Origin of the sequence: Paenibacillus glucanolyticus (genome assembly GCF_037333485.1) — a bacterium.
Taxonomy (GTDB): Bacteria; Bacillota; Bacilli; order Paenibacillales; family Paenibacillaceae; genus Paenibacillus_AQ; species Paenibacillus_AQ glucanolyticus.
The window spans coordinates 4,144,348-4,170,911 of record NZ_CP147845.1 but is presented as its reverse complement, the minus strand read 5'-3'; the positions used below and the strand labels follow the sequence as shown (position 1 = coordinate 4,170,911).

Sequence of the window (26,564 nt, the reverse complement as noted above, 5' to 3'; positions counted from 1 at the left end):
CAGCACGGATCACCATATCATATCGGAATAAACCCAAAGGGGCTTCAATTGATATCCGCAGTTCTTAACTAATTCAACGGACGAAATGAATAACCATCAAAAAATAAACATAGCCCTAAGCAGGGAATGTCCATAATTTTCCATTTCGACCCATATGAAATTTGGTTAGTTAAGAACGACCACCGACATCAAAATCTCTCCTTTAGATCAGAGTATGGGATAACTATATCCATAAACAGGTCCAGAAGTCAAGATAGAAAATCGGATACGCTCCAGAAATAAACTGTGATATGATGGAATTGTTATTCTTTTACTAATATTTAGTGAGGAATATGTGGTCATGAGATTATAAGACATGAGGAGCTGTTTCCATGGGAAAAATGCTGACACGTAGTGAGGTTCCGATTGAAGCTACCTGGAATCTGGATGATTTATTTGTCTCGCAAGACGAATTTGAAGCGGGTTTAAAAGCGCTTGAATCGCAGGCCGCTGAATTGACAAGATTTAAAGGCAAGCTAGGTGAAGGTGCCTCTGTTCTTCTGGAATGCCTGAACGAACAGGAAGTTTTGATGGAGAGCATCAGCAAAGTCGGGGCATATGCCAGACTTCGACAATCCGAAGATGGAACCAACCCGCTTAATTTGGCAAATTCGGCGAAAACCGGTGATGTGTTATCCCGCATCCAGTCCTCCCTGACATTCATTGAATCGGAGCTGCTGGATCTTGAAGAAGGGATTATCGATCAATACATAACAAACAACCAAGGGCTCGCCCCTTACGCCCGAAGCTTGAATCTGCTACTGGAATCCAAGCCGCACCGCCTGAGCCCTGAGACGGAAAGCGTGCTCGCATCACTCGGAGAGGTGCTCGGTTCGCCTTACCGCATATACCTGCGCAGCAAGCTGTCGGATATGACTTTTGATGATATCCAAGTGAACGAAGATACGAAGCCGGTCTCGTTCCGTTTATACGAGAATTCTTATGAGATGTCCGAGGATGCACAGCTTCGCCGTGAAGCCTTTGCTTCATTTTCGAAATCATTGCACGGCTCTCGTCATACATTTGCTGAAGCCTACGCCACGGAAGTGAAGAAACAAGTAGTGCTTTCTCGCCTTCGCGGATACGATTCCGTAACAGATATGCTGTTGAAGCCGCAGCAAGTGACAATGGAAATGTACAACAATATTCATGATACCATCCTGACGGAGCTTGCTCCTCATATGCGGAGGCTCATGAAGCTGAAGAAGCGTGTGCTGGGACTGGATCAAATGCTGTTCTGCGATCTGAAAGCACCGATGGATCCGGATTTTAATCCAAGCGTAACCTATGAAGAGGCTTGCTCGACCATCTCTCAAGCGCTGTCGGTTCTTGGGCCGGAATACGGTGAGATCGTTGAGTCAACGTTCACCAAGCGCTGGGTGGATTACGCCGACAATATCGGTAAATCCACGGGTGCCTTCTGTTCCTCCGTTTACGGTGTGCATTCCTATATTCTGATGGCATGGGCGGACAATATGCGAAATGCCTTTACGCTGGCGCATGAGGTTGGGCATGCAGGTCATTTGATGCTGGCTGCCCATAATCAGAGCATCACGAATGCCCGTCCTTCGATGTATTTCATCGAAGCACCTTCAACGATGAACGAGCTGCTGCTGGCGGATCACTTGCTCAGTCAATCCGAGGATAAGCGGATGCGCCGGTGGATCATTCTTCAACTGCTGAGCACGTACTATCATAATTATGTGACACATCTTCTCGAAGCGGAGATGCAGAGAAGGGTATACCGTCATGCGATGGCGGATGAGCCGATTACGGCAGATAAGCTGTCTGAGCTTAAGGGTGCGGTGCTCTCGGACTTCTGGGGAGACGCAGTGGAGCTGGATGAAGGCGCAAAACTTACCTGGATGCGACAACCGCATTATTACATGGGGCTTTATCCGTATACGTATGCAGCGGGATTAACTGCTTCAACAGCGGCAGCGCAGCTGATTCGTGAGGAAGGGCAGCCGGCCGTAGACCGCTGGCTTCAGGTTCTCAAAGCCGGAGGCAGCAAGAGCCCGCTGGAATTGATGGCGATGGCAGGTGTGGACATGTCCACGTCCGAGCCGATTTCCAAAGCGGTAGCTTATGTAGGAACTCTGGTAGACGAGCTGGAATCCTTATACGAGTAGAGCGATATTCGCTCATTGAACAAAAGGGTGGTCCACAGCCTGCATTGGCTGTAGATCACCCTTTTTGTGCGGATGGAGACAATAAGTCCTCATATTACTTATCCTGATCCATCTTCATTTAGCGTACGTGTCGGAATGGTAAAGTAGAAGGAGGAACCAAGCTGCTCCCGGCTCTCAACGCCGATGACACCACCCATTAGCTCGACCAGCTTTTTGCTTATCGCGAGCCCTAGTCCAGTCCCGCCATATTTACGATTCAGGGAGGGATGAAGCTGAGAGAATGACATGAACAGCTGATGCTGCTGCTCAGCCGGTATGCCGATTCCGGTGTCTTTCACTTGGAAAGCAAGGGTGAACTCCTGAGTTCCCGTTCTGTGCAATCCCTCGACACTCATCGAGATGCTGCCCTCATTCGTAAATTTGATTGCATTGCTGATCAGATTAACAAGCACTTGCCGCAATCGCAAGCCATCGCCGATGATCACATCGGGAACCGTGGTGTTTATGCTGCACGATAGCAACAAACCTTTTTCCTTGGCCTTGGCCGAGAATAAATCGACAATGCTCTCAAGCAAAGCTTGTACATCGATCGGCTCAGAATTGAGGGTCATATTGCCGGTTTCGATTTTGCTGAAATCCAGGATCTCGTTCAGAATGTGCAGCAGGGAGCCACTGCTTTCCATGAGAATGTCCGTGTAATTACGCTGATCCTCATCGAGCTCGGTTGTCTTCAACAGTTCAATCATGCCGATAATTCCGTTCATCGGTGTTCGCAGCTCATGGCTCATCATGGTCAAAAACTCCGTTTTTGCTTGATCGGCTCGTTCAGCATTCTCCTTAGCCCGGATGATTTCTTTTTCGTCGGTGATATCGCGGAACACCATGACAGCGCCCTTGCGTTCACCCTGATCCCAGATCGGATTGACCTGGTAATTTGCAAGAAAGCTGGTGCCATCTCCGCGCCAGAGTACGATCTCGGCTCTTGACAGCGGAGTTCCCTGCCTGACAGCCTGTACAAGAGGGGAATCCTCGCCCCGATAGAAGGTGCCGTCATGGCGAATCTCTTTTACAATCTGATCACAGGGTCTCCCGATGGTGGTAAGGGGATCGTAATCAAGCATGGCTGCACCAGCCGGATTGATGAATGCGACCTGACCGTGAATATCCAGTCCAATAATCCCCTCGGATACCGTGTTAAGCAGCAGGGATAACTCCCGGCTGAGTTTCTTGATCTCTTCCATGGTGCGTATACGTTCGGTAATATCCCTTGTAATGCCGTAGACGCCAACCACTTCATCATCCACAAAAATCGGAATGTTAATGGTATTGATCTCGATGGGATGGCCGTCCTTATGAATAATGGTCAGATCATAGCTTTGCGGTCTGCCTTCCTTCGCCAGGTTAAAATGGTACAGCGTGCGAGCTATATCTTTTTCCGCTACAATCGGTCCGAAATACATGCCGACTAATTCGTCCAATGTATAACCCGTCAGCTCCTGCAGGTTGTGGTTGGCCGTTAAATAATCGCCGTCCAGATTCATGGAGTAAACGGCAGATGGATTGTATTCAAAAAGAGAGCGGTAGCGCTGTTCATTCTCCTTTAGTTTAAATTCCATCATTTTGCGTTCGGATATGTCGCGGGCAATCGAGATAATCTCGTTCCTCTGATTGTCCTGCGTGCTAATGTACTTGCAATTGACTTCAAACCAGATGTGCCTGCCATCCTTATGTATATAGCGGAAGGTGATCGGTGTGAGCAATTTCCCGACCAGGCAGCTGCTAAAATACTCCTGAAGCGAGGGAATATCCTCGGCGTACACGTAATCAAAAGCACTCGTACCCACCATCTCTTCCGGACGATACCCGAGGAGAGAATAACAGGAGGGGGAGCAGTATAAAAATGTTGAACATTCGATGGTGCTTCTCGATATAAAATCAAGCGAGTTTTCGGTGATGAGCTTGTACTTGTTCTCATTGTCCAGCGACTGCTGTTCAATCAATACCTGCTCGGTAATATCCTGGGCCATACCCACCATCTCAATGGGCCTGCCATCGTTCGTAACGGAGACCTCCCACTGCGCTCGGATCGTCCGAATATGTCCGTCATGAAGCTTGATCCGATAGATGACTTCATCGGCTGTACCGACAAGAGCTTTTCTTACGATGGACTCTACGCGTTCGCGGTCTTCCGGTATGACCATTGCCAGCAGTGAATCATGATTTGATTCGATGGTGCTGATCTGGTATCCATAGATTCGCCTCATTTCCTCGCTGTAGGTTAACGTATGCGTGATCAAGTCCCAACGCCAGGAGCCGATCTTGGCGATTCGCTGCGCCTGGGCTAATGTGTCCTCATCGATTTTACGCTTGGTTATGTTGCGCGCGATGGCAAGGACTTTCGAAATCTCGCCTTTCGTTCCCCGTATCAGCTGGAAGGACGTTTCAAACCATAAATAATGGCCATTCTTATGGCGGATACGGCGTATGAAACTATGGTCATCCGAAAATAGCTTTCCGGGTTCCTTCATTTGTTCAGAATCAACTTCATGATAGAAGGCTGCTCGATGCTTCCCAGTCATTTCCTCCTGGGTATAGCCAAGTATGTCTGTTGCAGAGGGTGAGATGTATTCAATGATTCCGTCTTCGCTGCTAATGGAAATTAGATCTTGTCCGCTCTTGAAGATGAGTGCAAGCAATTCATCATTCTTGATGACCGGCAGAGAAGTTACTTTCTGGACCGTTTCTTGTCCAAGACAGCATAATATCCACGGAGCCTCTCCAGGTGAAGGATGCTCAAGCAGCGATATATCCACGGATACCGAAAATCTGCTGCCATCCTGACGAATGAAAAAAGAATCTTTTTTTAGACGGGATGTTCTGTCATTAGTTAAAGATAGTAGTGTTTGGTTGATGGATAGGTCGGATAGCACTTGGATTTCGGAAGGTTTGCGCTGCAGCAGTGCAGAACGCTCCGATTCGATAAGTTCGCAGAACCGGTCGTTGACCTTAACTACCTGCTCGTCAACCGCAGAAATCAGGATTGCCCCGAGGGGCAGCTTGTTAAACATCTGTTCCCAGACCCAATCTTCCGCTGCGTGCGTCATGATATCAGTTGCCTCCCTGAGCTAAGCTTATACCATCTGATCATAGTGGATAGGATCACTCTATCGCAATAGATATTCCCAAATTTCAATATGAACTTGGAAATAATGGACATATGAAAGCCAACCGATAAGAGAAGCAATCTTATGGCTGGCTAAGGTCCTAAGGTCGAGCTAAAAGGTAGATCCGTTCTCAATGAAATATAATAGGATAGGATGCTGTTCCGATCCGGATGCTATTTGTAGAGCAATACGCGATCGTCCAGGTTTTTGTCAAAATAATGCCCGGCATAGGAGCAGGCGGGGATGATTTTCAGCTCTTCCTCGCGCGCATAATCTATGACCTTGCGGACAAGCTCGTCTGCAAGCCCTTGTCCCCGAAGACCTGGTGAAATATAGGTATGGTCGATGCTGATCACACCTTCTCCTTGAGGGGAGTAGGAGATTTCCGCTACTGTTTTTCCGTTATCTTCAAGAAAAAAACCTCCGGTTCTAGCCTGTATACTTTGTTTATCCATGATGTTCTGCCCTCCTTATATTTGGTTGTACTATACCCGTATTTGGCATGGATTAAACGGGAATAGCAGGTAGGCGAACACCCTTGGCGGGCCGTTTGCATACAATGCGATTAGAAGATAATGAAGGAGGAGCATCATGAACAATTATACCAATCAACAGCAAATGCTGTTTCAATGTGACCATCAGTTGGTGCATTCCATGAAGAAGCATAGAGAAAACGCTCATGCAGCCATGAAAAATGTCATGAATCGCAAGGTAAGAGTCCATACGATGGATGATGAAGCTTTTGAAGGTACAGTCATTAATGTAGATGCAAAGAATGTGTACATTCTTGTAGAACAAGGAAACAGAGGATTCTATCCCGGTTATCCTCCCTTTGGGCCCAATCCTAATGTAATATTACCGCTTGCATTGTTCAATTTATTGGCTGTCAGCTTGCTGTGGTAGCAAGCAGAAGAATCTGCAGTTAACGCTGCAGGTTCTTTTTTTATGCGAAGGTATTGAAAATTATTGTTTACATACATACAGTATGTATGTTAAATTGGATTCATCCCAAATATAAGGAGATGTTTCCCATATGAAGCTTCAAGGATTTTATCCCGTTATTATGACAAAGCAAATAGCCGAAAGCGCAGAGTTTTACACGCGGCTATTTGGATTTGAGATTGTTTTTGAAGCCGATTGGTATGTAAGCCTGAAATGGGGAGAACAAGGGAAGAACTCCTATGAACTCGCCTTTTTGTCTAAAGATCACCCTACGGTTCCTTCCGCTTATCAGGCGAATGTACAAGGACTGCTTCTAAATTTTGAGGTGGCGGATGTTGATGCGGAGTACGAAAGGCTTATAATAAATGAGAAGCTGCCGCTTCATCTGGATATTCGGGACGAGGAGTTTGGCCAACGGCATTTCATTACCAGCGACCCGAATGGGGTGCTTATCGATGTTATCAAGATCATCCCGCCTTCACAGGCCTTTCTGGAGCAGTACAACGAGGATGTATGGTCATCCGACGAGAGCGGAGCTGGAAAATGAGTGTGTCCATCCCTGCATGATTGTTTTGTTAACGGAGCTGGCATATCCTCTATCGGATGAAATAAAGCCGCTTGCGTCTGAGTGTTAGGGCTGGTATCGTCGAATTTAATATCAGTATTTTTGTTTAGGAGAGAACCTGTATACTATGAGAAGAAGCAAAAGCGAGACCCATGGGACCATTCAATTGCTGCTGAAGGTAGCCAGAGCCCACTTTACGGATAAGGGTTATGCGAATACAGCATTGGAGGAGGTTGCTGACGAAGCCAAGGTTACTCGTGGCGCGCTGTACCATCATTTTAAGAATAAACAAGGTTTATTCCTTGCCGTGCTTGAGTTAGTGCAAACGGAAATTGCAGATCGGGTAGAACAGGAAGCGACTAGCTCAGAGGATCCTTGGAATCAGCTGCTGCTTGGCTGTCGTGCCTTTATCACTGCCGTGGTAGAACCGCAAAACAAGCGAATCATGCTTATTGACGGTCCCAGTGTTGTGGGCTGGGAGGCTTGGCGCGAGATGGACGAGCAGAATTCGATGACTCATCTGAGAGAGCAGCTGGTCTTGATGCAGGAACAGGGAATTCTGAAGCCGGTTCCTGTGGATGCATTAACCCATGCCTTGTCAGGGGCGTTAAATGAATGCTCGCTATGGATCGCACAGATGCCGGAAACGGCTGGAGGCCTTCAGGAAACGATGGATGTGATAACAGGAATGCTCGAGGGATTCAGGATGAAGTCCTTGGCCTGAAAGCCATAAGCGAAGAGAATTAAGAGAAACCGATCCTGAACCAGGGTCGGTTTTTTGGCCTTGTGGATCTCGTAATGATTATTATGGTGCGTGAGGAGTGAAGGGGCGTTTGCAGAGACCAGGTGAGCCGTAGAGTAACAGAGTAAGCAGTAGGGCGACAAGGAATAGGTGAGCAATAGACACAAGGTAAGTAGAGCTAAAGAATGGGCAGTAGGGTAACAGGGTGAGCAGTAGAGTAACAGTATAGGCAGTAGAGTACAAGGTAAGCCTTAGAGCAACGGGGGAGCAGTAGGGCAACAGGTGAGCAGTAGAGTAACAAGATGGGCTGACGAGCAACAGGGTGAGCAGTAGGGCAACAGGGTGATCAGGTAGAGTAACAGTGTAAGCAGTAGAGTACAAGGTAAGCCGTAGAGCAACGGGAGAGCAGTAGGGCAACTAGATGAAGAGCAGAGCAACTAGATGGGCTGACGAGCAACAGGGTGAGCAGTAGGGCAACAGGGTGATCAGGTAGAGTAACAGTGTAAGCAGTAGAGTACAAGGTAAGCCGTAGAGCAACTTGAGCAGTAGGGCAACTAGATGAACAGTAGAGCAACAGAGTGAGCAGTAGGGCAACTAGACGAACAGGCACTAGAAAATCTTACGGACCTCATGGCCGTTATATGCTAATATCGTGCTCTATTCCAAATCTAACGGACCAGAGATACGCTATACAACCATAATCCGCCTTGAATCCCCATTTTTACTGTTTATTAGGACTCTGGTGTCCGTTAGTTTTATAAAAGGGGCGGATATTTTCGAATAACGTCTGCTTAGTCCGTTAGAAATTTTGGTTCTGGTTCGAAGCATACGTTGGACAAATGACTGTGGGCATTATAACGCTTAAGCAGTGGTATCGATTTAAGTGAGTGGTTTTAGGTGAAATGATCCGGATACAGAAAAACTCCAACCTTTGGATAGGGGTTGGAGTTTTGGTTTGGATACATGGAATTACTCTTCACGATCTTCAATTGCAAGGGTAAGTTGTTAGTATTTGGACGGTAAATTTGGACCCAACATTGTGTGTGATCAGGACATCTGATCCGTTGTAAGATCCAACCAGTCCAATTCTTCTTTTGTCAGCTGAATAAGAGATCCTTCATCACAGGATTTTAATTCATCTGCTGACTGTGCACCGATTAGCGCACAGGTTGGGAATGGCTGGTTCAACACGTATGCCAAAGCGATCTGTATGGCTGTCACATTTTTGGATGCTGCCAGTTGTTTGGCCCGCTCTAACCGCTTCCAGTTCTCATCGCTGTAGAATACCCGCACAAGGTCAGCATTGTCTCGAATCTCCGGCGTGAATCGGCCGGTGAAGAATCCTCTGGCTTGAGAAGACCAGGAGAGGAGCGGGAATTGCTCGGACTCATGCCAAGCGCAGGTTTCGGCGTCCGCCGAGACACAGCCTTTCCAGAACGGTTCATTCGGCTTGGCCAGACTTAGATTGGGGCTGCTGAAGGAGAATCCGACCAGTCCATTTGCGGCGGCATAGTCATTTGCATCACGGATACGCTCCCATGTCCAGTTGGATACCCCGATGGCCCCCACACTGCCATTCGCAATGTATTCATTCAACGCTTCAATCACTTCGCCTGCTGGAACAGAGGAGTCATCACGGTGCAGCGCGTACAGATCAATGTAATCCGTTTGGAGCCTTTCAAAGCTTATCGTGATATCGTGTTTAATATCTTTTTTGCTGACACGCGGTCCGTTCTGATCGTGATGGGCGCCCTTGGTCAAAATGACAAGCTGATCACGATTTCCTCTTTCCTGCATATAACGGCCGATGACTTCTTCGCTTTGACCTCCGCAATAGATATGCGCGGTGTCAACGGAATTGCCGCCTATAGCGAGATAGGCGTCCAGATTAGCAGCGGCTTTCTCATACGAATCATGATAGAAGTAGTCCGTTCCTTTCATCAGTGCAGAGACCGGTTTGTCTAATCCCTTGATTGATATATATTTCATATTCATATCCTCCTTGGGGGTGTAATTACAGCACAATTACAGCACTATTCTCTTTCGCTCATGGGCGGATTGCAGGCAAGCGTCGATGACTTTCATGTTGTGGATGGCATCTTCCGTCGGGAAACGGAGGGGCTTGTTGTTTAATATGGCTTCGGCCATATGGTCACCCTGCTCACTGTATGCGTTTGCATGAGGAACCTCGATTTCTTTGCGACCGTCTCCGGTCGTTAAGAAGAAGTTAGCACCGTTCTCGGGCAGGCTGTAGGCGAAGGGGACTTCAATCAGGCCTTCCGTGCCCACGACTTCAAGCGGGTTCCGATATGCTGCCCACATCCCACAGTCAAACGTAAGAGAAACATCACCTTCGAATTCAATTAATCCGGAAGCCATCATATCAACATGATCATGTTCCGGCGAGAAAAAGGCTTGGACGGTGACGGCTTCGGGTTCACTATCCAGTAGAATACGCGCGGCGTTGATCGGATAACAACCGACATCATAGATGGAACCGCCGCCCCAGTCCTTGCGAAACCGGACGTTCCCATGATTGGCTGAACTGTTAAACGTGAACGCACTGCGGATACCCCGAACCTCTCCGATGGCTCCTGAAGTGATAAGCTCTTTGATCATGTCATACCTCGGGTGGTAACGGTACATAAAGGCTTCAGCTAGAAGCACGCCTGCTTTAGCCGCCGCCTCGGCCATTTCTGCTGCCTCAGCTTCAGTCAAGGCGAGCGGTTTCTCGCATAGAATGTGTTTGCCGGCTTCCGCTGCGCGGATGCTCCATTCTTTATGCAGATGATTCGGGAGCGGTATATAGATTGCATCTATGGAAGAATCCGCTAGCAAGGATTCATAACTGCCGTATGCAGTCGGGATATTTAATTCCTCTGCCGCCTGTGTGGCTTTATCCTGATCTCGGCTAGCAATGGCAGCGACTTCATTCAGACGGGATTGCTGTAATCCGGGAATGACCGAACGTTTGGCAATGCTGGCACATCCCAGTATTCCCCAACGAAGTTTCTGGCTCATGTTCATCAGCTCCTATACGACTTATTAAGATTATATTGCGATTATAAAAGACAGGAATTAAAATTGATATAATATTATTTTGTAGTGCGATATAACAATATTGTCATTCAAGGAGCGTTGCGATGAAACGACAAAGCCACCTGCTGACCCTCCCGTTTATGCCGTTCTTCTGCCTGCCGGAATCGGTTGGAATATACCGGGATGAACCGGATCATACCGTAATCCGGGCCGCCGGGTCTTTAAACAATTTTAACATCCATTATGTTGCTTCCGGCAAAGGATGTATTGAAATCGATAATGTGGTTCATACGTTGGGTCCCGGAGAAGCCGTGCTGTATTTTCCTATGCAGGCTCAGCGTTATTACAGCAGCGAGGACGACCCTTGGGATGTGCGGTGGTTCCATTTTTATGGAAGCGGTTTGCAGAATTATTTTATCGAGCGTGGATTTCATAAGAGTCAATTATGGAGCATTCGTCAGCCGTCTGCGTTTGAGGAAGCACATGAAGCTCTATTAACCGAGGCAGAGACCCATCGTATGCTCAAACCTGCACAATTGTCCACGTTGACTTATTCCCTGCTCGCCGTATTCGTAGAGCAGGCTTCCGCGTTATCGGACGACAATAAATCAAACAGCTCGGCGAACCGAATTCTGGAGCTCCTGCCGATCATGCAGCAGGAGGCTGCGCAGCCGTTTATTCTGGAAGAGTGGGCGGCCAGGCTTGGCGTAACGACCTACTATTTTTGCAAATTGTTTCGCAACGTGATGGAGATGACCCCGATGGATTTTGTAACACGATGCCGCCTTCAGATGGCAAAGCAGTGGCTGCTCGATCACAAGGAAAAAACGATCGGACAAATTGCAGTGGAAGCGGGTTATCCCAGTGTCAGCTATTTTAACAAGCGATTTATGGAGCATGAAGGCATGACACCATCTTCCTATCGTCGCTTATATGGGGTATAGTTATCTATATTACGTTGTCGGGTCAGGGATAGAACTCGACTTAGGTCCAGGTCCTAATCACACCTATGGTCGGTTATGAAAATGGCTTGCCTCTACTACAATGAAGTTAACGAAGGATTTGACGAAATCCGGATCCAAGTGAAATATGTAAATGTATGTGGGGGAAAGCCAAATGACCGATAGCAAAAATATATACGTTCTGCTGACTGATACAGGTACGATGTTTACCAAATTGATTAAACGAATTACTGCCGCACCATATAACCATGCTTCGCTGGCATTGGATGAGAATCTGAATGAAGTATTCAGTTTTGGCCGGAAATGTGCCAACAATCCCTGGAGCGGTGGATTTGTGGAGGAGGATGTCTATGAAGGAACATTCCGACACTTCCCCGGCACGCGCTGTGCTCTCCTTCGTCTCCAGGTGGCTAGTCAGCAATATGAGGCAGCAAGAAGCGTGATTCAGCATTACAAGGATGAAGAAGATGCTTACGGCTACAATCTCATCGGAATGATCGGTGTTCTGATGAGACTCGATATCACACGGGAACGCTCCTACTTCTGTTCGCAGTTTGTAGCCGAGGCGATGAAGCAGAGCAGAATCCACTTGTGGGACCGTCCTTCTTCAGCGGTAACGCCGCATGATTTTTTCCAGCATCCGGCGTTCGAAATCGTATATGAAGGGATGTTATATGATTATCCGCTGCTCGATGAGTCGAGACTGGCCGGGGTCCATTACCCATTGCAGGCCACAGCACGTTAACTATATCAAGGCACCCATACAATCCAGTGAAACTTCTGCCTGCCGCAGAGGTTTTTTTGTATCTCGGGCTCATTTTAATTGTGCATTAGCGCGTGTGATGATGGTCTCGATTTTCTGTTCATATTGGTAGATGCTTTTCTTCTTCGTCAGAATCTGACCGGAGAGGGTTAATAAACGGGACAGGGTGTCGCTGGTTCTGGCAGATTCTTTGGCCTTCACAGCTGCTTTGAAGTTTTTCCACTCGGTTTCCATCAGTTTGTTTGGAGTGGATATAGCACTCTTGTCGCCTTTGATTTTGCTTTTGTACGGATCCATCTCGGATAGGATAGAGCGGATCTTAGCGGCTTTGGACGTTCTCTCTTTCTTGGCGGCCGTAAGCGCAGCTTGTTTGTTTCGAATATCCTGACGTCCCAGGCCAACCAGAATTTTCATTCCGTCGGCTTGTGATTGCAGCAGCTTGGACAGCGATTTATCTTTAAGTTTCCTGGCTGCGGTAATTTGCTTGTTCAGGGCGGTATATCCATTAAACAATGGTTGGTATTTAGTCTTGGCTGCCTGGAGCTGTTCCTCCAGTTTATGGATATGGTCCTTGTCGATTTCATTAATTTGCTTGCGTGTTTCCGAAGTTCTGACTTCATTAGCATATCGAAGAGCGGAGATTCGATCGTCCCAATCCATCGCCTGCTTGCGTTCTGATTTAAAATCATCGTACTGCTTGATGAGTCTGGAACCGATGGTTCCCGGAGCACGTTCAGCTGTGGCTTTAAATTGAGCGTTTACCGAATCGGTGAACTCAATCGTTGACGCATCTGCGAAATGAATGGGGGCAGCAGCAAACAACAGAATCATAACAAGGCATGAAAACAGCATTCTTCTAAACATAAACATCGCTCCTTAATTCAAAGATGATCTCCAGCGCAGCAAGTAAATGACGCAGAGATAGCCGGATCCGCGACAAAAAAAGCACCCATAAGAAAGGCGCGGTTAGACGCCAGACTTACGGGTGCTTCCTTCGTAAGAGATTCCGATTCTTTTTTTGTAAATATACGGGAAAAATATGAATTTGTCAAACGTTTATTCCCTTACTTAAGAGAAAACCTTCCAAGTACAGCCTTCCAGGCATCAAAATCCCCCTCCCAAGTGGCCCCTTTCGGTATTTGAATAATGAGAACCTGGTCAGAGAACGATGGGAGCTGCACGATGTGCGGAGCATTGCCAAGCATGACAAATAACAGGGTTACGTTTGGGTTTGAGTATGTTTCACGAATAGCTTGATCAATCGTTTCAGCATCTTTTTTATGCGGGATGATCCGCACGAGGAGTGTGTTTTGAGTAGAATTCAAACAGCTGTTAAACCGTTCGATCCTTCTGTCCAGGCGTTCGCGAAAGGCAGGGTAATCAAACAGCGGGCGCTCCTCCGGATCGTTCTTGAAATCATGAAAGGACAAGCAGGAAGAGTGTTTGTCCCGTACATAGTAACAATTCACGGATTTGCCGTAGATGTCCAGATTATCCCGCAGCATGAATTCGCTGAATTGATTTCTAATGACTTTGCAAAATTCACTGGTCGAGGCGAAGTTGAACCAATCCCAGGGCCCTGCCATCTTGCGCAGCTTGTTTCTTCTAAGCTGAACAGCGACTTGACAGTTGTATCCGAGACTGAAAATGGCATCAAACGAAAGATGGGTTGTCATGCTACCAGACCTCCTTAAATCTATCATATGTATTTTGATAGAGATGGTAAGGGGCAACGACCACGGGAAGGCGTGGAGTACAGCAACAACTACAAATATTATGTCTAAAAAACTGTACATTGAGGAAAATTTACCTGAAAAAAACAAGCCGCGAATGTGAACTGCTCCCCAATTGTTAGACACACTCTAACAGTTGAAGGTTCAGTTCAGTGGCGCACAGCTCGTTTTTCATATAATTCATATTTTTCCGAGAATGACAACGACTGTTGAAGAAATAAGAATCTGCTTAATGTAGATTCAAGCTAATTCTTGAATGAACCTGCTGCCATATTATTTCTCTCCGGTTATTAACTTCGCTTCCGCAAATACCGCACCAAAGATACCACCTCCTCTACGCACTAACGGAGGGTGCACCCTCTTCTGCTGCGTTATATAGGATTTCAACCCGCAGGCTCTTGGGAAGCTCCGTATATCAGCGGTTTACGGTCTTTTGCTGTGGCGCACATCCGTTGACAGGACTCGGGTCTGGTGATATCCTCCAATCAAAGACGGGGTTTATCCGGGATCAAATGAATTCATCCGTATCTGTCCCCTTGGCGAGGGAGTGAGCTCTCCCATGAGGAACAGTTGCGGCGGCATTTTCTATATACCGTTAGCCTGAAGCTCTTCGTATGAAGAGTTTTTTCTTTATATTACAGCGAAAAGAATGTGATGACAGATGCTGGTTCGATTACGAACCCAAATGAACGGCTTGCTTCAAAGAAATTTATCCGGGGAGTCGATGGATTACCGACAGATCTTGGCTCTGTTCTTCCCGATTCTGATCGATCAGGCGTTTATTATTGGCTTGAATTTGGTCAATACGGCCATGATCAGCTCATCGGGGGTAGCGGCTGTCAGCGCCGTGAACATGGTGGATTCCCTGAATATATTCCTGATCAATGTGTTTGTGGCGGTGGCCACCGGGGGAACCGTCGTGGTGGCGCAGTATAAGGGAAGCGGCAATGCCCTGATGGTATCAAGGGCTTCCGCGGCTACGGTAACTTCGGTTGCGATGATTGCGTTAGGGATTGCTCTGTTGATTATTGGGCTTCACCAGCCTGTTCTGAATCTGCTATTTGGCTCAGCCTCACCTGAAGTGCTTGAGAGTGCGCGAATTTATCTGATCGGAAGCAGCACCTCCTTCATCGGGATTGCAGTGGTGCAGGCGGTTTGCGGTGCACTGCGGGGGATCGGCAAGACCCGGGCGTCGCTTGCGTTGTCGTTAATCATGAACCTGCTCTACGTTCTGCTTAACATCGTATTCATCACGCTCCTGAATATGGGCGTTATGGGGATGACGCTGGCCGTGAACATCGCCCGCTTTGCCGGTGCAGCCTGCGCACTGTACTACCTGTTCAGAGTAGACGCAACGCTCCATATCCGCCTGCGCGACCTGTTTCATTTTCCAATATCCATGCTGCGCAAGATTATGTTTATCGGGCTCCCGTTCGCTGCGGAGCAGATGTTTTTTAACGGGGGGAAATTGTTAACCCAAGTATTTATCGTTAGCCTGGGTACTTACGCAATCGCAACGAACGCCATCGGTTCTTCGCTTGCTGCGGTATTCCAAATTCCAGCGAGTGCATTGTCCTTAACGATCGTAACCGTGGTAGGTCAGTGCATCGGTCGTGGAAATATTGCGGATGCCCGCAAATTCATCAGATCCTTTTTATGGCTGGGCGCATTTTCGCTCGCCCTTATGGGACTGATTCTCATGCCCCTGTACAGGCCGCTGGTGGGATTGTTCAACCCGCCTCCGGAGATTGTGAACGATCTGTTTGTCGTACTGCTGATTAATACGCTGGTACAGGTGCCGTTATGGTCGGTTAGTTTTATACTGCCATCGGCGCTCCGGGCAGCGGGCGACTCCAAATTCACTTCGATTACGTCGATGCTGACCATGTGGTTATTCCGGGTCATTCTCGGATATATTATGGGGATTGTCCTAGGCTATGGCATTCTCGGTGTGTGGCTCGCGATGAACTGCGAATGGGGTGTGCGGGGAGCTATTTTCCTATGGCGATTCCGTGGAAAGAAATGGTATGCGCATAAGTTAATTTAGGTGATTCTATATGCTTGTTAAGGAAAAAGCCCCGAAACCGGGGCTTTTTACATATTCTTTCATAGCCGGACCAAGGCGGGCCCGGTTAGGATGACTTATAAACCGAAGCGTACGTTTTCCAGCCGCCGTCCAGGTTTTTTACACGGAAGCCATGCTCAGTCAGTATGCGTGCTGCCAAATAGCCGCGCAGCCCTACCTGGCAGGTTACATACAAGGTTTCGTTCTGCGGCAGATCTTTCAAACGGCTGCGCAGGTCGTTCAGCGGGATGTTGATGGAGCCTTCAATATAACCTGCTTCCCGCTCGCTGGGTTCACGCACGTCAATTAAGGTGGCGCCGCTTGAGACCAAGTCGTTCATTTCAAACCATTGTACGGTTTCAACCAACCCATCCAGTATGTTGGATGCAACATATCCGGCGTAATGGATGGGGTCCTTGGCAGAGGAATAGGGGGGAGCGTACGCAAGCTCCACCTCCGTCAGATCCCACACGTTGAGGTTGCCCTTGATCGCTGTAGCAATCACATCGATTCGTTTATCCACCCCATCTGCCCCAACCGCCTGTGCGCCGAAGATTTGTCCGCTTTCCGGATGGAACAGCAGCTTCAACGAGATTGGATACGCCCCGGGGTAATATCCGGCTTGAGACAAAGGATGAATGTGGATGGCCTGATAAGGGATATTCATCTGCTTGAGTCGTTTCTCATTGGAACCCGTAGCCGCTACCGTCAGTTCAAAGACTTTGGCAATCGAGGAGCCAAGGGTGCCCTTATAACTGCTGCTTTTCCCATAGATACGGTCTGCGACAAGGCGTCCCTGCTTGTTGGCAGGTCCTGCGAGAGGAATGATGGAAGGGCTTTGGTGAATGTAATCATTCACCTCAATGGCATCACCGATGGCATAGATATGGGGATCAGACGTTTGCATATGGGCATTCACACGAATGCCGCCGCGTTCATTGACTTGCAGACCTGCTTCAACAGCCAGCACATTCTCGGGACGAACGCCAATAGACAGGAGTGTCATATCGGTGGACACAAGCAGGCCGCTGGAAAGCTCGATCCGGCTCCCTCCATTGTGAAAGGCTCGAACACCATCTTCCAGAATTAAACGGACCCCTTGTTCCATCAGATGTGAATGTACGATGGAGGCCATCTCGTAGTCTAGAGGAGCCATGACCTGGTTAGCCATTTCAATGAGTGTTACCTGAATACCATGTTCGGCCAGGTTCTCAGCCATCTCAAGACCTATAAATCCACCCCCAACGACAACGGCCTCTTTCGGCTTTTCTTTCTCTATATATTGTTTGATCCGGTCGGTATCCGGATATTGCGCAGTGTGAATACGTTGCGGGATTCCGACAGGCCGGGTATATCCGGCACGATGGGCTTCGCCCCAGGCGAGAGAATCAGATAATCGTAACTTTCGGTATAGATATCCCCGGTTCTAAGGTTCTTAATGGTAACCTGCTTCTCTTGCCGCTGAATGGACGTAACCTCGCTTAAATTCCGTATATCCAATTGATACCGGCTGCTGAGACCAGGTACGGTTTGAACCAACAGCTTACTGCGTTCCTTAATCGTTTCTCCTATATAATATGGCAGACCACAGTTGGCAAACGAAATATATTCTCCCCGTTCCACTAAAATAATACTCGAACTCTCGTCCAGTCTCCGCAGCCTGGCAGCTGCCGAAGCTCCTCCGGCTACACCGCCGACAATGATGATTTTGTTGCCCATAGTATATTCCTCCCTATATTGGTGGATATTATGAATGGTTTTTTATATACCCTATGGGGTATAATAGCATAGAGCAGACATGAAATGTGTGACAAAAATAAAAAAGGGGATAAGTTCAATGGATTCCAAATGAAACTTCATCATGAAGATGGAGATATCCCTACACTTGACACTATACCCTTATGGGTATATATTTGATGTCATGTAAATCAATAAGAATTATAGGGTAATTAAATTCGTATACAGACAGGAGGATTTGAGATGAATTACAATGATCAGATGAAAAATCGGATGAAGCGCATTGAGGGTCAGCTGCGGGGCATTCTGAAGATGATGGAGGAGGACAAGGATTGCAAGGATGTGATTACCCAGCTATCGGCAGCGCGGACGGCGATTGATCGTACGATTGGCGTCGTAGTCAGCTCAAACCTTGTGGAATGTGTACAGAAAGCCGAAGAAAGCGGACAAGATACAGAAAAGCTTGTGGTTGAAGCGGTGAACCTGCTCGTACGAAGCAGATAACCGTCGTTGTTTTTTGTTGGAGCAGCAGGTTGAGACCCGATCGCAGGGTTGACACACCGTCCATAACTGGATAATATACCCCTATGGGTATTAAAATAGATCTTTTTCATTACGTGTAAGGAGGAATCATGATGAACGTGGATAAAGTATTGGATGCCACAGGTTTGGCATGTCCCATGCCGATCGTGAAAACGAAGCAGGAGATGAAGGGAATGGAAGCAGGCCAGGTGCTGGAGATTCATACAACGGATCCAGGCGCAAAGAGCGATTTGACGGCATGGGCCAAGTCGACTGGCAACGAATTGTTGGAACTTCAAGAGGACGGCGATGTGTTGAAATTTTGGATTAAGAAGGGATAATTTTTTTTGAGTTTTAACATACCCATAGGGGTATGAGGAAATGCAGTGGAATCTAACATTATGAATTACAAGGGGAGATCACGAGGTGACAGAAGCCAAAAAGACAACGATTGTTCTATTCAGCGGTGATTACGACAAGGCGATGGCTGCTTACATTATTGCGAATGGTGCCGCCGCCTACGATCATGAGGTCACGATATTTCACACCTTCTGGGGGTTGAACGCTCTTCGCAAGGATGAGGAGGTTTTACTGCCCAAGAAAAAGAGTTTTATGGAGAAAATGTTCGGAAAAATGATGCCGCGCGGGGCAGATAACATGGGACTCTCCAGAATGAATTTTGCAGGGATGGGTCCGAAAATGATTAAAGACGTTATCAAGAAGCACAATGCTGTTCCGCTGCCGCAGTTGATTGAACTGGCTAAGGAGCAAGACGTGAAGCTGGTTGCATGCACGATGACGATGGATCTTCTTGGTTTGCAAAAAGAGGAGCTGTTTGAGGATATTGAATATGCGGGTGTAGCCGGTTATCTGGGTGATGCCCAGGATGGCAACGTAAACTTGTTCATTTAATGAGCGATGGGCGATTGTACCTCAATATCAAGGGGGAATTCATGATGAATATGTTAAATATCGTGTTCATTGCACTTATTATTTTATTTATCCTATGGAGAATTCTTCCGGCGAAGGGAGTCAGGCAGATTACGGCAGCCCAGCTCAAGGATGAACTGGCGGATCGGAACAAACAATTCATCGACGTCCGTTCACCGCGTGAATTCAAGGCAAATCATATTCGAGGCTTTCGCAATATTCCGCTGGATCAGCTTCGGTTAAGCAGTGACTCACTTTTGAAGGATCAGGAAGTGGTATTGATCTGTCAGAGCGGCATGAGAAGCAGTAAGGCGGGTACATTGTTGAAGAAATCGGGTTTTGAGAAGGTAACGAATGTCAAAGGCGGTATGAGTACGTGGTCCTGAATATTAATATGAAGAGGGAGTGTATACAGGTATGAGAGAGATTTCTCCTAAAGAAGTAGAGAAGAAGCTGGAAGAGGGAACAATCCTGCATATTATCGATGTGCGAGAGACGGAAGAAGTCGCAGAAGGAAAAATTCCAGGCGCAGTCAACATTCCACTTGGTTTGGTTGAATTTCGTAAGCAGGATTTGGATCAGTCGAAGGAGTACATTGTGGTATGCCGATCCGGCGGTCGCAGCGGTAAGGCGACGGAATACTTGGAGGGTCAGGGCTATCAAGTCATCAATATGACGGGCGGCATGCTCGCATGGGAAGGCAAGACCGAGTAGGCTGGTTTTCGGTATAACCGTAACAGGTGTGTTTGACGCACCTTTTTTTTGGAATGAAATATACCCTGGGTGGTATAAAAAATAGAATGGAGGCTCGAAACGATATGGCCGGAATTGATTCCAATGTAAAGCTTGACGCGAAGGGGCTGGCTTGCCCGATGCCCATCGTTCGTACGAAAAAAGTGATGAAGGAACTTGAAGGTGGCCAAGTGCTGGAGGTTGAGGCGACTGACAAAGGGTCCAAGGCCGACCTGAAAGCGTGGGCGGAAAGCTCGGGACACCATTATCTTGGAACGATTGAAGAGGGTGACGTGCTGAAGCATTACCTGCGCAAGTCTTCAGGGGAGGAGTCGGCGGAACGATCCTACCCGCATGTGGCTACTAATGCGCAATTGGAAGAGAAGCTGCAATCCGGCGCATCGGTCGTGATTCTCGATGTGAGGGAAACGGCGGAATTTGCCTTCAAGCATATTCCGAATGCAGTGTCCATTCCGCTTGGCGAGCTGGATCAGCGATTGAATGAACTGAATCGGCAGGACTTCATTTACGTTATCTGCCGCACGGGAACCCGCAGTGATATGGCGGCACAAAAGCTTGCCGCAAGCGGATTTACAAGTGTACTAAACGTAGTGCCGGGAATGAGCGGCTGGAGCGGAGCAACGAAGGGCTTGGACGAATAAGCTGATGGATCACAGGGTGCTGGGTGCCTATGCAAGACTGACGGTTTGATAGGGCGTAGGATATGCAGGTTGATGGCGCGAGGCATTATAAATCTACGGGAGGAATTTCAACATGACAGTACGAGAAATGCAAGCACAAGAACTTGCCATGAAGGCAATTCATAAAGAAAGTCAGTTCATTCTGGATGTTCGCAATCCTTCGGATTTTGAAGAGTGGAAGATTGAAGGTGAACAATTGAAGCATCTGAATATACCCTACTTTGATCTGATCGACGGGGTAGAGGATATTCTGGATCAGATTCCGTCAGATCAAGAGGTGCTCGTGGTATGCGCCAAGGAAGGCTCCTCGGTAATGGTGGCTGAGATGCTGGCCGAGCATGGCCGGAATGTGGCTTACCTGAAGGGCGGCATGAAAGCGTGGAGTGAACATCTGGTTCCGCTGAAGGTCGGAAACCTCGCAGACGGCGGTGAGCTCTATCAGTTTGTTCGGATAGGAAAAGGGTGTTTGTCTTATATGGCGGTATCGAACGGTGAGGCTACTTTGTTTGATCCGACCCGTATGACCGAGGTTTATCTTGAATTCGCTCGAAGCATCAATGCTGAAATCAGGCATGTGCTGGATACTCATCTGCATGCCGACCATATTTCCGGGGGACGAATGATGGCAGAGCAAACGGGTGCAGCATACTGGCTTCCTCCGAAAGACGCTGCTGAGGTCGTGTTTGAGTACAAACCGCTGCAGGATAGAGAAAAGGTAAGAATCGGCAGCACCACCATCAGCATCGAAGCGCTCTATTCTCCGGGTCACACCATCGGTTCCACTTCGTTTGTCATCGATGATCAGTACCTGCTGACAGGCGATATTCTGTTTATCGATTCCATTGGTCGCCCGGACTTGGCCGGCTTGGCAGAGGACTGGGTTGGCGATTTGCGAGAAACCCTTTATGCCCGTTACGCCGAATTATCGGATGATCTGACCGTGCTGCCAGCCCACTTTATGATCATGGACGAGCTGAACGAGGACGGGACGGTTGCGAAGAAACTGGGCGATTTGTACCGGGATAACCACGGCCTGAATATGTCCGATGAAGCAGAATTTCGAACAATGGTAACGAAGAATTTGCCTCCGCAGCCGAACAGCTATCAAGAAATTCGTCAAACGAACATGGGGAAAATGCTGCCGGACACCGACAAGCAGCGTGAGATGGAGATCGGGCCTAACCGCTGTGCGGTACGCTGATCTGGATGGATCGTCATTCGTTTGAACGACTCTATATTCAGAGTGATGAGGGATGATCACTTCATGACTCGATCAAGTAAACTTGATGAATGAACACAGATGGATGGGGAAAGGGAACCGGCACAGGTTCCCTTTTCCTAAGATATAAGGGGGCATCATGATGGAACTGAGCGCAATCTTCATCACCACCATATTTTTCATTGGATTCATTGGCTCGTTTATTTCAGGCATGGTCGGTATCGGCGGCTCGATTATCAAATATCCGATGCTGCTGTACATTCCGCCGTTGTTCGGGCTAGCGGCATTTACGGCGCATGAAGTGTCCGGAATCAGTGCTGTACAGGTGTTTTTTGCAACCATCGGCGGGGTGTGGGCATACCGCAAAGGCGGTTATTTAAACAAAACGCTCATTATCTATATGGGCTCAGCCATATTGCTGGGCAGCTTCCTCGGCGGTTTCGGCTCCAACATGATGAGTGAAGACGGCATCAATCTCATCTATGGAATCCTGGCACTCATTGCCGCCGTGATGATGTTCATTCCGAACAAAGGAGTGGACGATATATCGCTTGATCAGGTTACGTTCAACAAGTGGCTCGCCGCTGTGCTCGCGCTTATCGTCGGAATTGGAGCCGGGATCGTCGGAGCAGCCGGAGCTTTCCTTCTCGTACCGATTATGCTGGTTGTGCTGAAAATTCCAACCCGGATGACTATCGCCACTTCTCTCGCAATCACATTCATCTCTTCGATCGGCTCGGCAATAGGCAAGTTGACAACAGGACAGGTGGATTATGTTCCTGCACTCATCATGGTGATTGCCAGCCTGATTGCTTCTCCTTTGGGCGCTTCGGCAGGCAAGAAGATGAATACCAAGGTACTGCAGATCATTCTAGCCGTGTTAATCCTGGCGACGGCCATCAAAATTTGGCTGGACATTTTATGATAGGCAGACCCTGGTCTCTATGGAGATTCATGATCGTTTCTGACGTTCCTTAAGCGGCACATCATTTCCTTATTCCTGCACTCATATAATGTTCATCATGAGGCTACGATGGAGGTACGAGAACATGAATGATGTACAGAGCGCGGTAGAAGAGGAAATAAGCAAGCTGATTGATTTTTTCATACAGCGGCAGCATCAAGACGGGTCCTGGCATTTTTGCTTTGAGAACGGGATTACGCTGGATGCCTATGTCATAATCCTCTTTCGAATATTGGAGATTCAGAATGAAGAGCTTATCAGAGAATTGCATGATCGCATCCTTGCAGAGCAGCAGCCGGAAGGCTGTTGGCGCTGGTATCACGACGAAGAAGGAGGCAGCTTATCGGCTACTATTGATGCCTATTATGGGCTGCTCTACTCCGGATTCAGCAAATGGTCCGACGAACACATGGAACATACCAGACGATACATTCAATCGCAAGGCGGGCTGGGTAAATCCAAGAGTGTTTTGACAAAAGCGATCCTGGCTGCAACGGGCCAGCGAAAGTGGCCGGCGTCCATATCGCTCATACCGCTGGAGATCATTCTGTTTCCTGCCTATCTGCCCATCAATCTATATGAATTCTCAGGGTACTCCCGCATTCATCTCATTCCCATGCTGATTATGGCCGACAGGAATTTCTCCATATCTACGGAGACGGCTCCCGATTTGTCCGATCTGAACGATTCCCGCGATGATGACGATGATTCGTTACCCCAGGAAAATCGGGAGATTGGGGAAAGCATACGTATGGGCCTCAGCAGACTTCTCGGAACTCCTCGTTTCATCCATGAAGCCGCCTCAACCAAGGGCGAGAAGTTCATGCTGGATCGGATCGAATCGGACGGCACCCTCTATAGTTATGCGAGCAGCACCATTCTTATGGTATTTGCCCTGCTTGCACTGGGCTATGATAAACGGCATCCCATACTCATGAATGCGGTTCAAGGGCTGACCGCGCTGCAGTACCGCGTGGACGGCAAGGTCACGATTCAGAATTCGCCCTCGACGATTTGGGACACGGCTTTGATTTTGTATGCGCTGCAGGAGTCCGGCGTCGACGGGGATCAACAGACGACACAGCGGGCAGCAGCCTATCTCTTATCCAGACAACAGGATAAAACGGCGGATTGGAGCATTCATAACCGGGATACGGTTCCCGGCGGATGGGGCTTCTCCGAGACCAATACCTTGAATCCTGATGTGGATGACACGACTGCGGCTTTAAGAGCGATCCACTCGTTGTCGCATACCACGCCCATTTATCAGCATTCAACCAATCGGGGACTGAACTGGGTGTTATCGATGCAAAATAAAGATGGCGGATGGCCCGCCTTCGAAAAAAACACCGATAAGGAAATGCTGACGTGGCTGGCGATAGACGGTGCGAAATCCGCGGCCATTGACCCCTCCGGGGCCGACCTTACCGGACGCACGCTTGAATATCTCGGAAACTTTTGCGGATTCGGCATGAAGCATGATTTTATCAAACGAGGAACCGAATGGCTTATCACTCATCAGGAAAAAAACGGCTCATGGTATGGAAGATGGGGAATCTGTTACATTTACGGCACCTGGGCAGCATTGACAGGTTTAGAGGCTGCCGGTCTGCCGGCGGACCATTCGGTGATTCAAAGAGGAGCTGCATGGCTCCTTGAGATTCAAAATCCGGACGGGGGCTGGGGTGAATCCTGCACCAGCGACCAGGTGATGCAATACATGCCTCTAGGCCAAAGCACGGCATCCCAAACCGCGTGGGCACTCGATGCACTCATAGCGGTTCAGTCAGAGCCGTCCACTGCCGTTAACAGAGGGATAAACAGACTCATCGAATTGCTTCATGAAGACGACTGGACGGCCTCCTATCCGATGGGTGCCGGGCTTCCGGGCAGCTTCTATACTCACTATCACAGCTATCGGTACATATGGCCGCTCTTGACTTTAAGCCATTACAAGAAGAAATACGGGGTCATGAGGGGGCTCGCTGCAACCCTGCCTCAGCCATGGTAATATGGTATTAGACTCGATTGGTACAGGGCTGGTACAGATTCAGGCTCGAGGATAAAGTGAACTTACAAAAAAGAGGTGTGAAACGATGAATCCATGGAATGAACGGTTTCAGGGGGAAGATTACATATTTGGAACAGAAGCGAATGTATTCATTGCCGACATGCATAAGAAACTAGCACTCTCAGGTGATGCACTCGCTATTGCCGAGGGAGAAGGGCGAAATGCGGTTTATTTGGCTCGTGAAGGCATGAAGGTAACCGTATGGGATTACGCGGAATCGGGCCTGGATAAAGCCAAACGGTTGGCCGCGGCAAACGGCGTGAGCATTCACACTGAGCTCGTGGATCTGCAGGAAGCACAATGGACGAAGGATCTGTGGGATGAAATCATTTGTGTGTTCGGGCATTTTCCGAAGGAACTGAGAACGAAGACTCTGGCCGGTGTGAGGGAAGCAGTGAAGCCGGGAGGCTACTTCCTCACCGAGGTTTATTCTGTTCATCAAATTCCTTATCGAAGCGGGGGACCGCAAGATCAACAGTTTTTATACACGCCAGCGGATATTCTCGAGCCCTTTGCAGACTGGCGGATCGTGCATTTTTTTATGGGAGAGGTCGTTCGCCAGGAAGGGCAGGGACATCAAGGTCTGTCCCATGTCATTCAGTTCGCGGGACAGAAGCCGCTTAAGTGAATGAAAGCCAGGGATTTCTAGAATCAGGTGAATAGCTTGGAAATATCGGGCCGTTCACCTTGCAGGACATAGTCGGAGGGCGAAAGGCCGGTGTATTTTTTGAAAATGCGGTAAAAGTAGGACGTATCATAATAACCCAGATACTGGGCGATGTGAGCGATTGTCATGTCCGAATGAAGCAGGAGGCTGCAGGCTTCCAGCACGCGCAGCTGATGCATATACCGAATGGGAGAATGACCGTGCACCTCCTTGAAGAGGGCAGTAACATAGTTGGGAGAGCGATGGATTAACTTTGCCAACGACTCGATTTCGATAGGGTCGCGATAATGCTCCAGCAGATAAGATTTGATGGTATCCGCGTATTTGCGTTTGCTTGGTGCCAGCTCGGTCTTCTCGAGTTCACGGGCCAGCATGCCGATCAGCTCCTGCATAATGCCCAGGCAGATCATGGTACGGTAGCTTTTATCTCCCCGCATTTCTTCGTACAAACGCTCGCAGCGATGATACGCATATTGAATATGGGACAGGTTGAATTTTAGGCATTTCCCTTCATCCAGGAATGGGATGCCCGTAGGTTCATGACGATCCATTGTAAAGAGGATGGTATGTTTCTGATGAGGTATGCCGTTCCAGTTCGTTCCGCTGCGTCTTGTCGATTGCGGGATAAAGAGTACGTCGTCTTTTTCCGCAATCATCTCTTCCCCATTCAGTTCGTACCTTACTTTGCCTTCTCTCACAACTACAAGAACGTTATATTCAATCGTCTCAAGCTGTGTCCGCCAGTTCGGAATGCAGTCATCAAAATTCACACTCATCAACTTGATCAATGGTCAGCACCTCACAGTGATTTTATACCTATAGCCTAGCATATCCAGGCTCCCCAAGAGTAGTGAAATCATTGCTTTAATCGGACG

General features: G+C 48.3%; 24 protein-coding genes and 1 pseudogene. 17 read left to right on the top strand and 8 right to left on the bottom strand.

Annotated elements, in window-relative coordinates; genetic code table 11:
* Positions 1-371: 371 nt before the first annotated feature.
* The gene (pepF, locus tag WDY75_RS19500) at positions 372-2,171 is read left to right on the top strand and encodes an oligoendopeptidase F (protein WP_063479214.1); all 1,800 of its coding nucleotides are present in this window, start codon (positions 372-374) and stop codon (positions 2,169-2,171) included.
* A gap of 98 nt (positions 2,172-2,269) precedes the next feature.
* On the opposite strand, the gene WDY75_RS19495 is transcribed toward pepF, so the two are convergent.
* Together WDY75_RS19495 and WDY75_RS19490 are read right to left on the bottom strand one after the other, a co-directional pair.
* Positions 2,270-5,275, bottom strand: a complete 3,006-nt coding sequence (locus WDY75_RS19495; protein WP_063479215.1) for a PAS domain-containing protein — start codon at positions 5,273-5,275, stop codon at positions 2,270-2,272.
* Positions 5,276-5,508: 233 nt separating this feature from the next.
* Positions 5,509-5,790 (bottom strand): GNAT family N-acetyltransferase, encoded by a 282-nt coding sequence (locus WDY75_RS19490; RefSeq protein WP_006209583.1) that lies wholly within the window; start codon positions 5,788-5,790, stop codon positions 5,509-5,511.
* Between the two features lie 136 nt (positions 5,791-5,926).
* Between WDY75_RS19490 and WDY75_RS19485 the strand changes: the two genes are divergently transcribed.
* The 3 genes from WDY75_RS19485 to WDY75_RS19475 all read left to right on the top strand — a co-directional run bounded on the left by WDY75_RS19485 (position 5,927) and on the right by WDY75_RS19475 (position 7,566).
* Positions 5,927-6,238: a hypothetical protein gene (locus tag WDY75_RS19485; protein WP_006209584.1), complete on the top strand. Its 312-nt coding sequence runs from the start codon at positions 5,927-5,929 to the stop codon at positions 6,236-6,238.
* Between the two features lie 130 nt (positions 6,239-6,368).
* Positions 6,369-6,824 carry a VOC family protein gene (locus WDY75_RS19480; RefSeq protein ID WP_006209585.1) on the top strand — a complete coding sequence of 152 codons (456 nt, stop codon included), beginning with the start codon at positions 6,369-6,371 and terminating at the stop codon, positions 6,822-6,824.
* A gap of 145 nt (positions 6,825-6,969) precedes the next feature.
* Positions 6,970-7,566, top strand: coding sequence for a TetR/AcrR family transcriptional regulator (locus WDY75_RS19475; RefSeq protein ID WP_006209586.1), 597 nt, complete (start codon positions 6,970-6,972; stop codon positions 7,564-7,566).
* 1,065 nt (positions 7,567-8,631) lie between these two features.
* On the opposite strand, the gene WDY75_RS19470 is transcribed toward WDY75_RS19475, so the two are convergent.
* Positions 8,632-9,573 carry an aldo/keto reductase gene (locus tag WDY75_RS19470; RefSeq protein ID WP_063479216.1) on the bottom strand — a complete coding sequence of 314 codons (942 nt, stop codon included), beginning with the start codon at positions 9,571-9,573 and terminating at the stop codon, positions 8,632-8,634.
* 36 nt (positions 9,574-9,609) lie between these two features.
* Positions 9,610-10,605 (bottom strand): Gfo/Idh/MocA family protein, encoded by a 996-nt coding sequence (locus WDY75_RS19465; protein WP_063479217.1) that lies wholly within the window; start codon positions 10,603-10,605, stop codon positions 9,610-9,612.
* A gap of 122 nt (positions 10,606-10,727) precedes the next feature.
* On the opposite strand from WDY75_RS19465, the gene WDY75_RS19460 reads away from it, so the two are divergent.
* Together WDY75_RS19460 and WDY75_RS19455 are read left to right on the top strand one after the other, a co-directional pair.
* The gene (locus WDY75_RS19460; protein WP_063479218.1) at positions 10,728-11,567 is read left to right on the top strand and encodes an AraC family transcriptional regulator; all 840 of its coding nucleotides are present in this window, start codon (positions 10,728-10,730) and stop codon (positions 11,565-11,567) included.
* Positions 11,568-11,739: 172 nt separating this feature from the next.
* Positions 11,740-12,330, top strand: a complete 591-nt coding sequence (locus WDY75_RS19455; RefSeq protein WP_036636984.1) for a hypothetical protein — start codon at positions 11,740-11,742, stop codon at positions 12,328-12,330.
* A 69-nt stretch (positions 12,331-12,399) separates the two neighbouring features.
* On the opposite strand, the gene WDY75_RS19450 is transcribed toward WDY75_RS19455, so the two are convergent.
* A complete protein-coding gene (locus WDY75_RS19450) occupies positions 12,400-13,212 on the bottom strand; it encodes a hypothetical protein (protein ID WP_063479219.1) in 813 nt (270 codons plus the stop codon).
* A gap of 200 nt (positions 13,213-13,412) precedes the next feature.
* Positions 13,413-14,024, bottom strand: coding sequence for a DUF1796 family putative cysteine peptidase (locus tag WDY75_RS19445; RefSeq protein WP_036636989.1), 612 nt, complete (start codon positions 14,022-14,024; stop codon positions 13,413-13,415).
* A gap of 718 nt (positions 14,025-14,742) precedes the next feature.
* On the opposite strand from WDY75_RS19445, the gene WDY75_RS19440 reads away from it, so the two are divergent.
* Positions 14,743-16,128 (top strand): MATE family efflux transporter, encoded by a 1,386-nt coding sequence (locus WDY75_RS19440; RefSeq protein WP_006209595.1) that lies wholly within the window; start codon positions 14,743-14,745, stop codon positions 16,126-16,128.
* Positions 16,129-16,213: 85 nt separating this feature from the next.
* Here WDY75_RS19440 and WDY75_RS19435 read toward each other — a convergent pair.
* Positions 16,214-17,865: pseudogene (locus WDY75_RS19435) on the bottom strand (FAD-dependent oxidoreductase).
* 261 nt (positions 17,866-18,126) lie between these two features.
* Here WDY75_RS19435 and WDY75_RS19430 point away from each other — a divergent pair.
* From WDY75_RS19430 to WDY75_RS19385, 10 genes are all read left to right on the top strand, one after another.
* Positions 18,127-18,387 carry a metal-sensitive transcriptional regulator gene (locus WDY75_RS19430; RefSeq protein ID WP_006209596.1) on the top strand — a complete coding sequence of 87 codons (261 nt, stop codon included), beginning with the start codon at positions 18,127-18,129 and terminating at the stop codon, positions 18,385-18,387.
* Positions 18,388-18,518: 131 nt separating this feature from the next.
* Positions 18,519-18,746, top strand: coding sequence for a sulfurtransferase TusA family protein (locus WDY75_RS19425; protein WP_006209597.1), 228 nt, complete (start codon positions 18,519-18,521; stop codon positions 18,744-18,746).
* An 85-nt stretch (positions 18,747-18,831) separates the two neighbouring features.
* Positions 18,832-19,317 (top strand): DsrE/DsrF/DrsH-like family protein, encoded by a 486-nt coding sequence (locus tag WDY75_RS19420; RefSeq protein WP_036637495.1) that lies wholly within the window; start codon positions 18,832-18,834, stop codon positions 19,315-19,317.
* A 44-nt stretch (positions 19,318-19,361) separates the two neighbouring features.
* The gene (locus WDY75_RS19415; protein ID WP_036637566.1) at positions 19,362-19,721 is read left to right on the top strand and encodes a rhodanese-like domain-containing protein; all 360 of its coding nucleotides are present in this window, start codon (positions 19,362-19,364) and stop codon (positions 19,719-19,721) included.
* A 31-nt stretch (positions 19,722-19,752) separates the two neighbouring features.
* The gene (locus WDY75_RS19410) at positions 19,753-20,049 is read left to right on the top strand and encodes a rhodanese-like domain-containing protein (RefSeq protein ID WP_063479220.1); all 297 of its coding nucleotides are present in this window, start codon (positions 19,753-19,755) and stop codon (positions 20,047-20,049) included.
* Between the two features lie 104 nt (positions 20,050-20,153).
* Positions 20,154-20,729, top strand: a complete 576-nt coding sequence (locus tag WDY75_RS19405) for a sulfurtransferase TusA family protein (protein ID WP_006209602.1) — start codon at positions 20,154-20,156, stop codon at positions 20,727-20,729.
* Positions 20,730-20,841: 112 nt separating this feature from the next.
* Positions 20,842-21,969: an MBL fold metallo-hydrolase gene (locus WDY75_RS19400; RefSeq protein ID WP_063479221.1), complete on the top strand. Its 1,128-nt coding sequence runs from the start codon at positions 20,842-20,844 to the stop codon at positions 21,967-21,969.
* A 160-nt stretch (positions 21,970-22,129) separates the two neighbouring features.
* Complete coding sequence (locus tag WDY75_RS19395) at positions 22,130-22,912, top strand: sulfite exporter TauE/SafE family protein (protein WP_006209604.1); 783 nt, start codon at positions 22,130-22,132, stop codon at positions 22,910-22,912.
* A 124-nt stretch (positions 22,913-23,036) separates the two neighbouring features.
* Positions 23,037-24,962 carry a squalene--hopene cyclase gene (gene shc / locus WDY75_RS19390; protein WP_063479222.1) on the top strand — a complete coding sequence of 642 codons (1,926 nt, stop codon included), beginning with the start codon at positions 23,037-23,039 and terminating at the stop codon, positions 24,960-24,962.
* 85 nt (positions 24,963-25,047) lie between these two features.
* The gene (locus WDY75_RS19385) at positions 25,048-25,650 is read left to right on the top strand and encodes a class I SAM-dependent methyltransferase (protein WP_006209606.1); all 603 of its coding nucleotides are present in this window, start codon (positions 25,048-25,050) and stop codon (positions 25,648-25,650) included.
* Between the two features lie 23 nt (positions 25,651-25,673).
* Here WDY75_RS19385 and WDY75_RS19380 read toward each other — a convergent pair whose 3' ends face one another.
* Complete coding sequence (locus WDY75_RS19380; RefSeq protein ID WP_063479223.1) at positions 25,674-26,477, bottom strand: helix-turn-helix domain-containing protein; 804 nt, start codon at positions 26,475-26,477, stop codon at positions 25,674-25,676.
* Between the last annotated feature and the right edge of the window lie 87 nt (positions 26,478-26,564).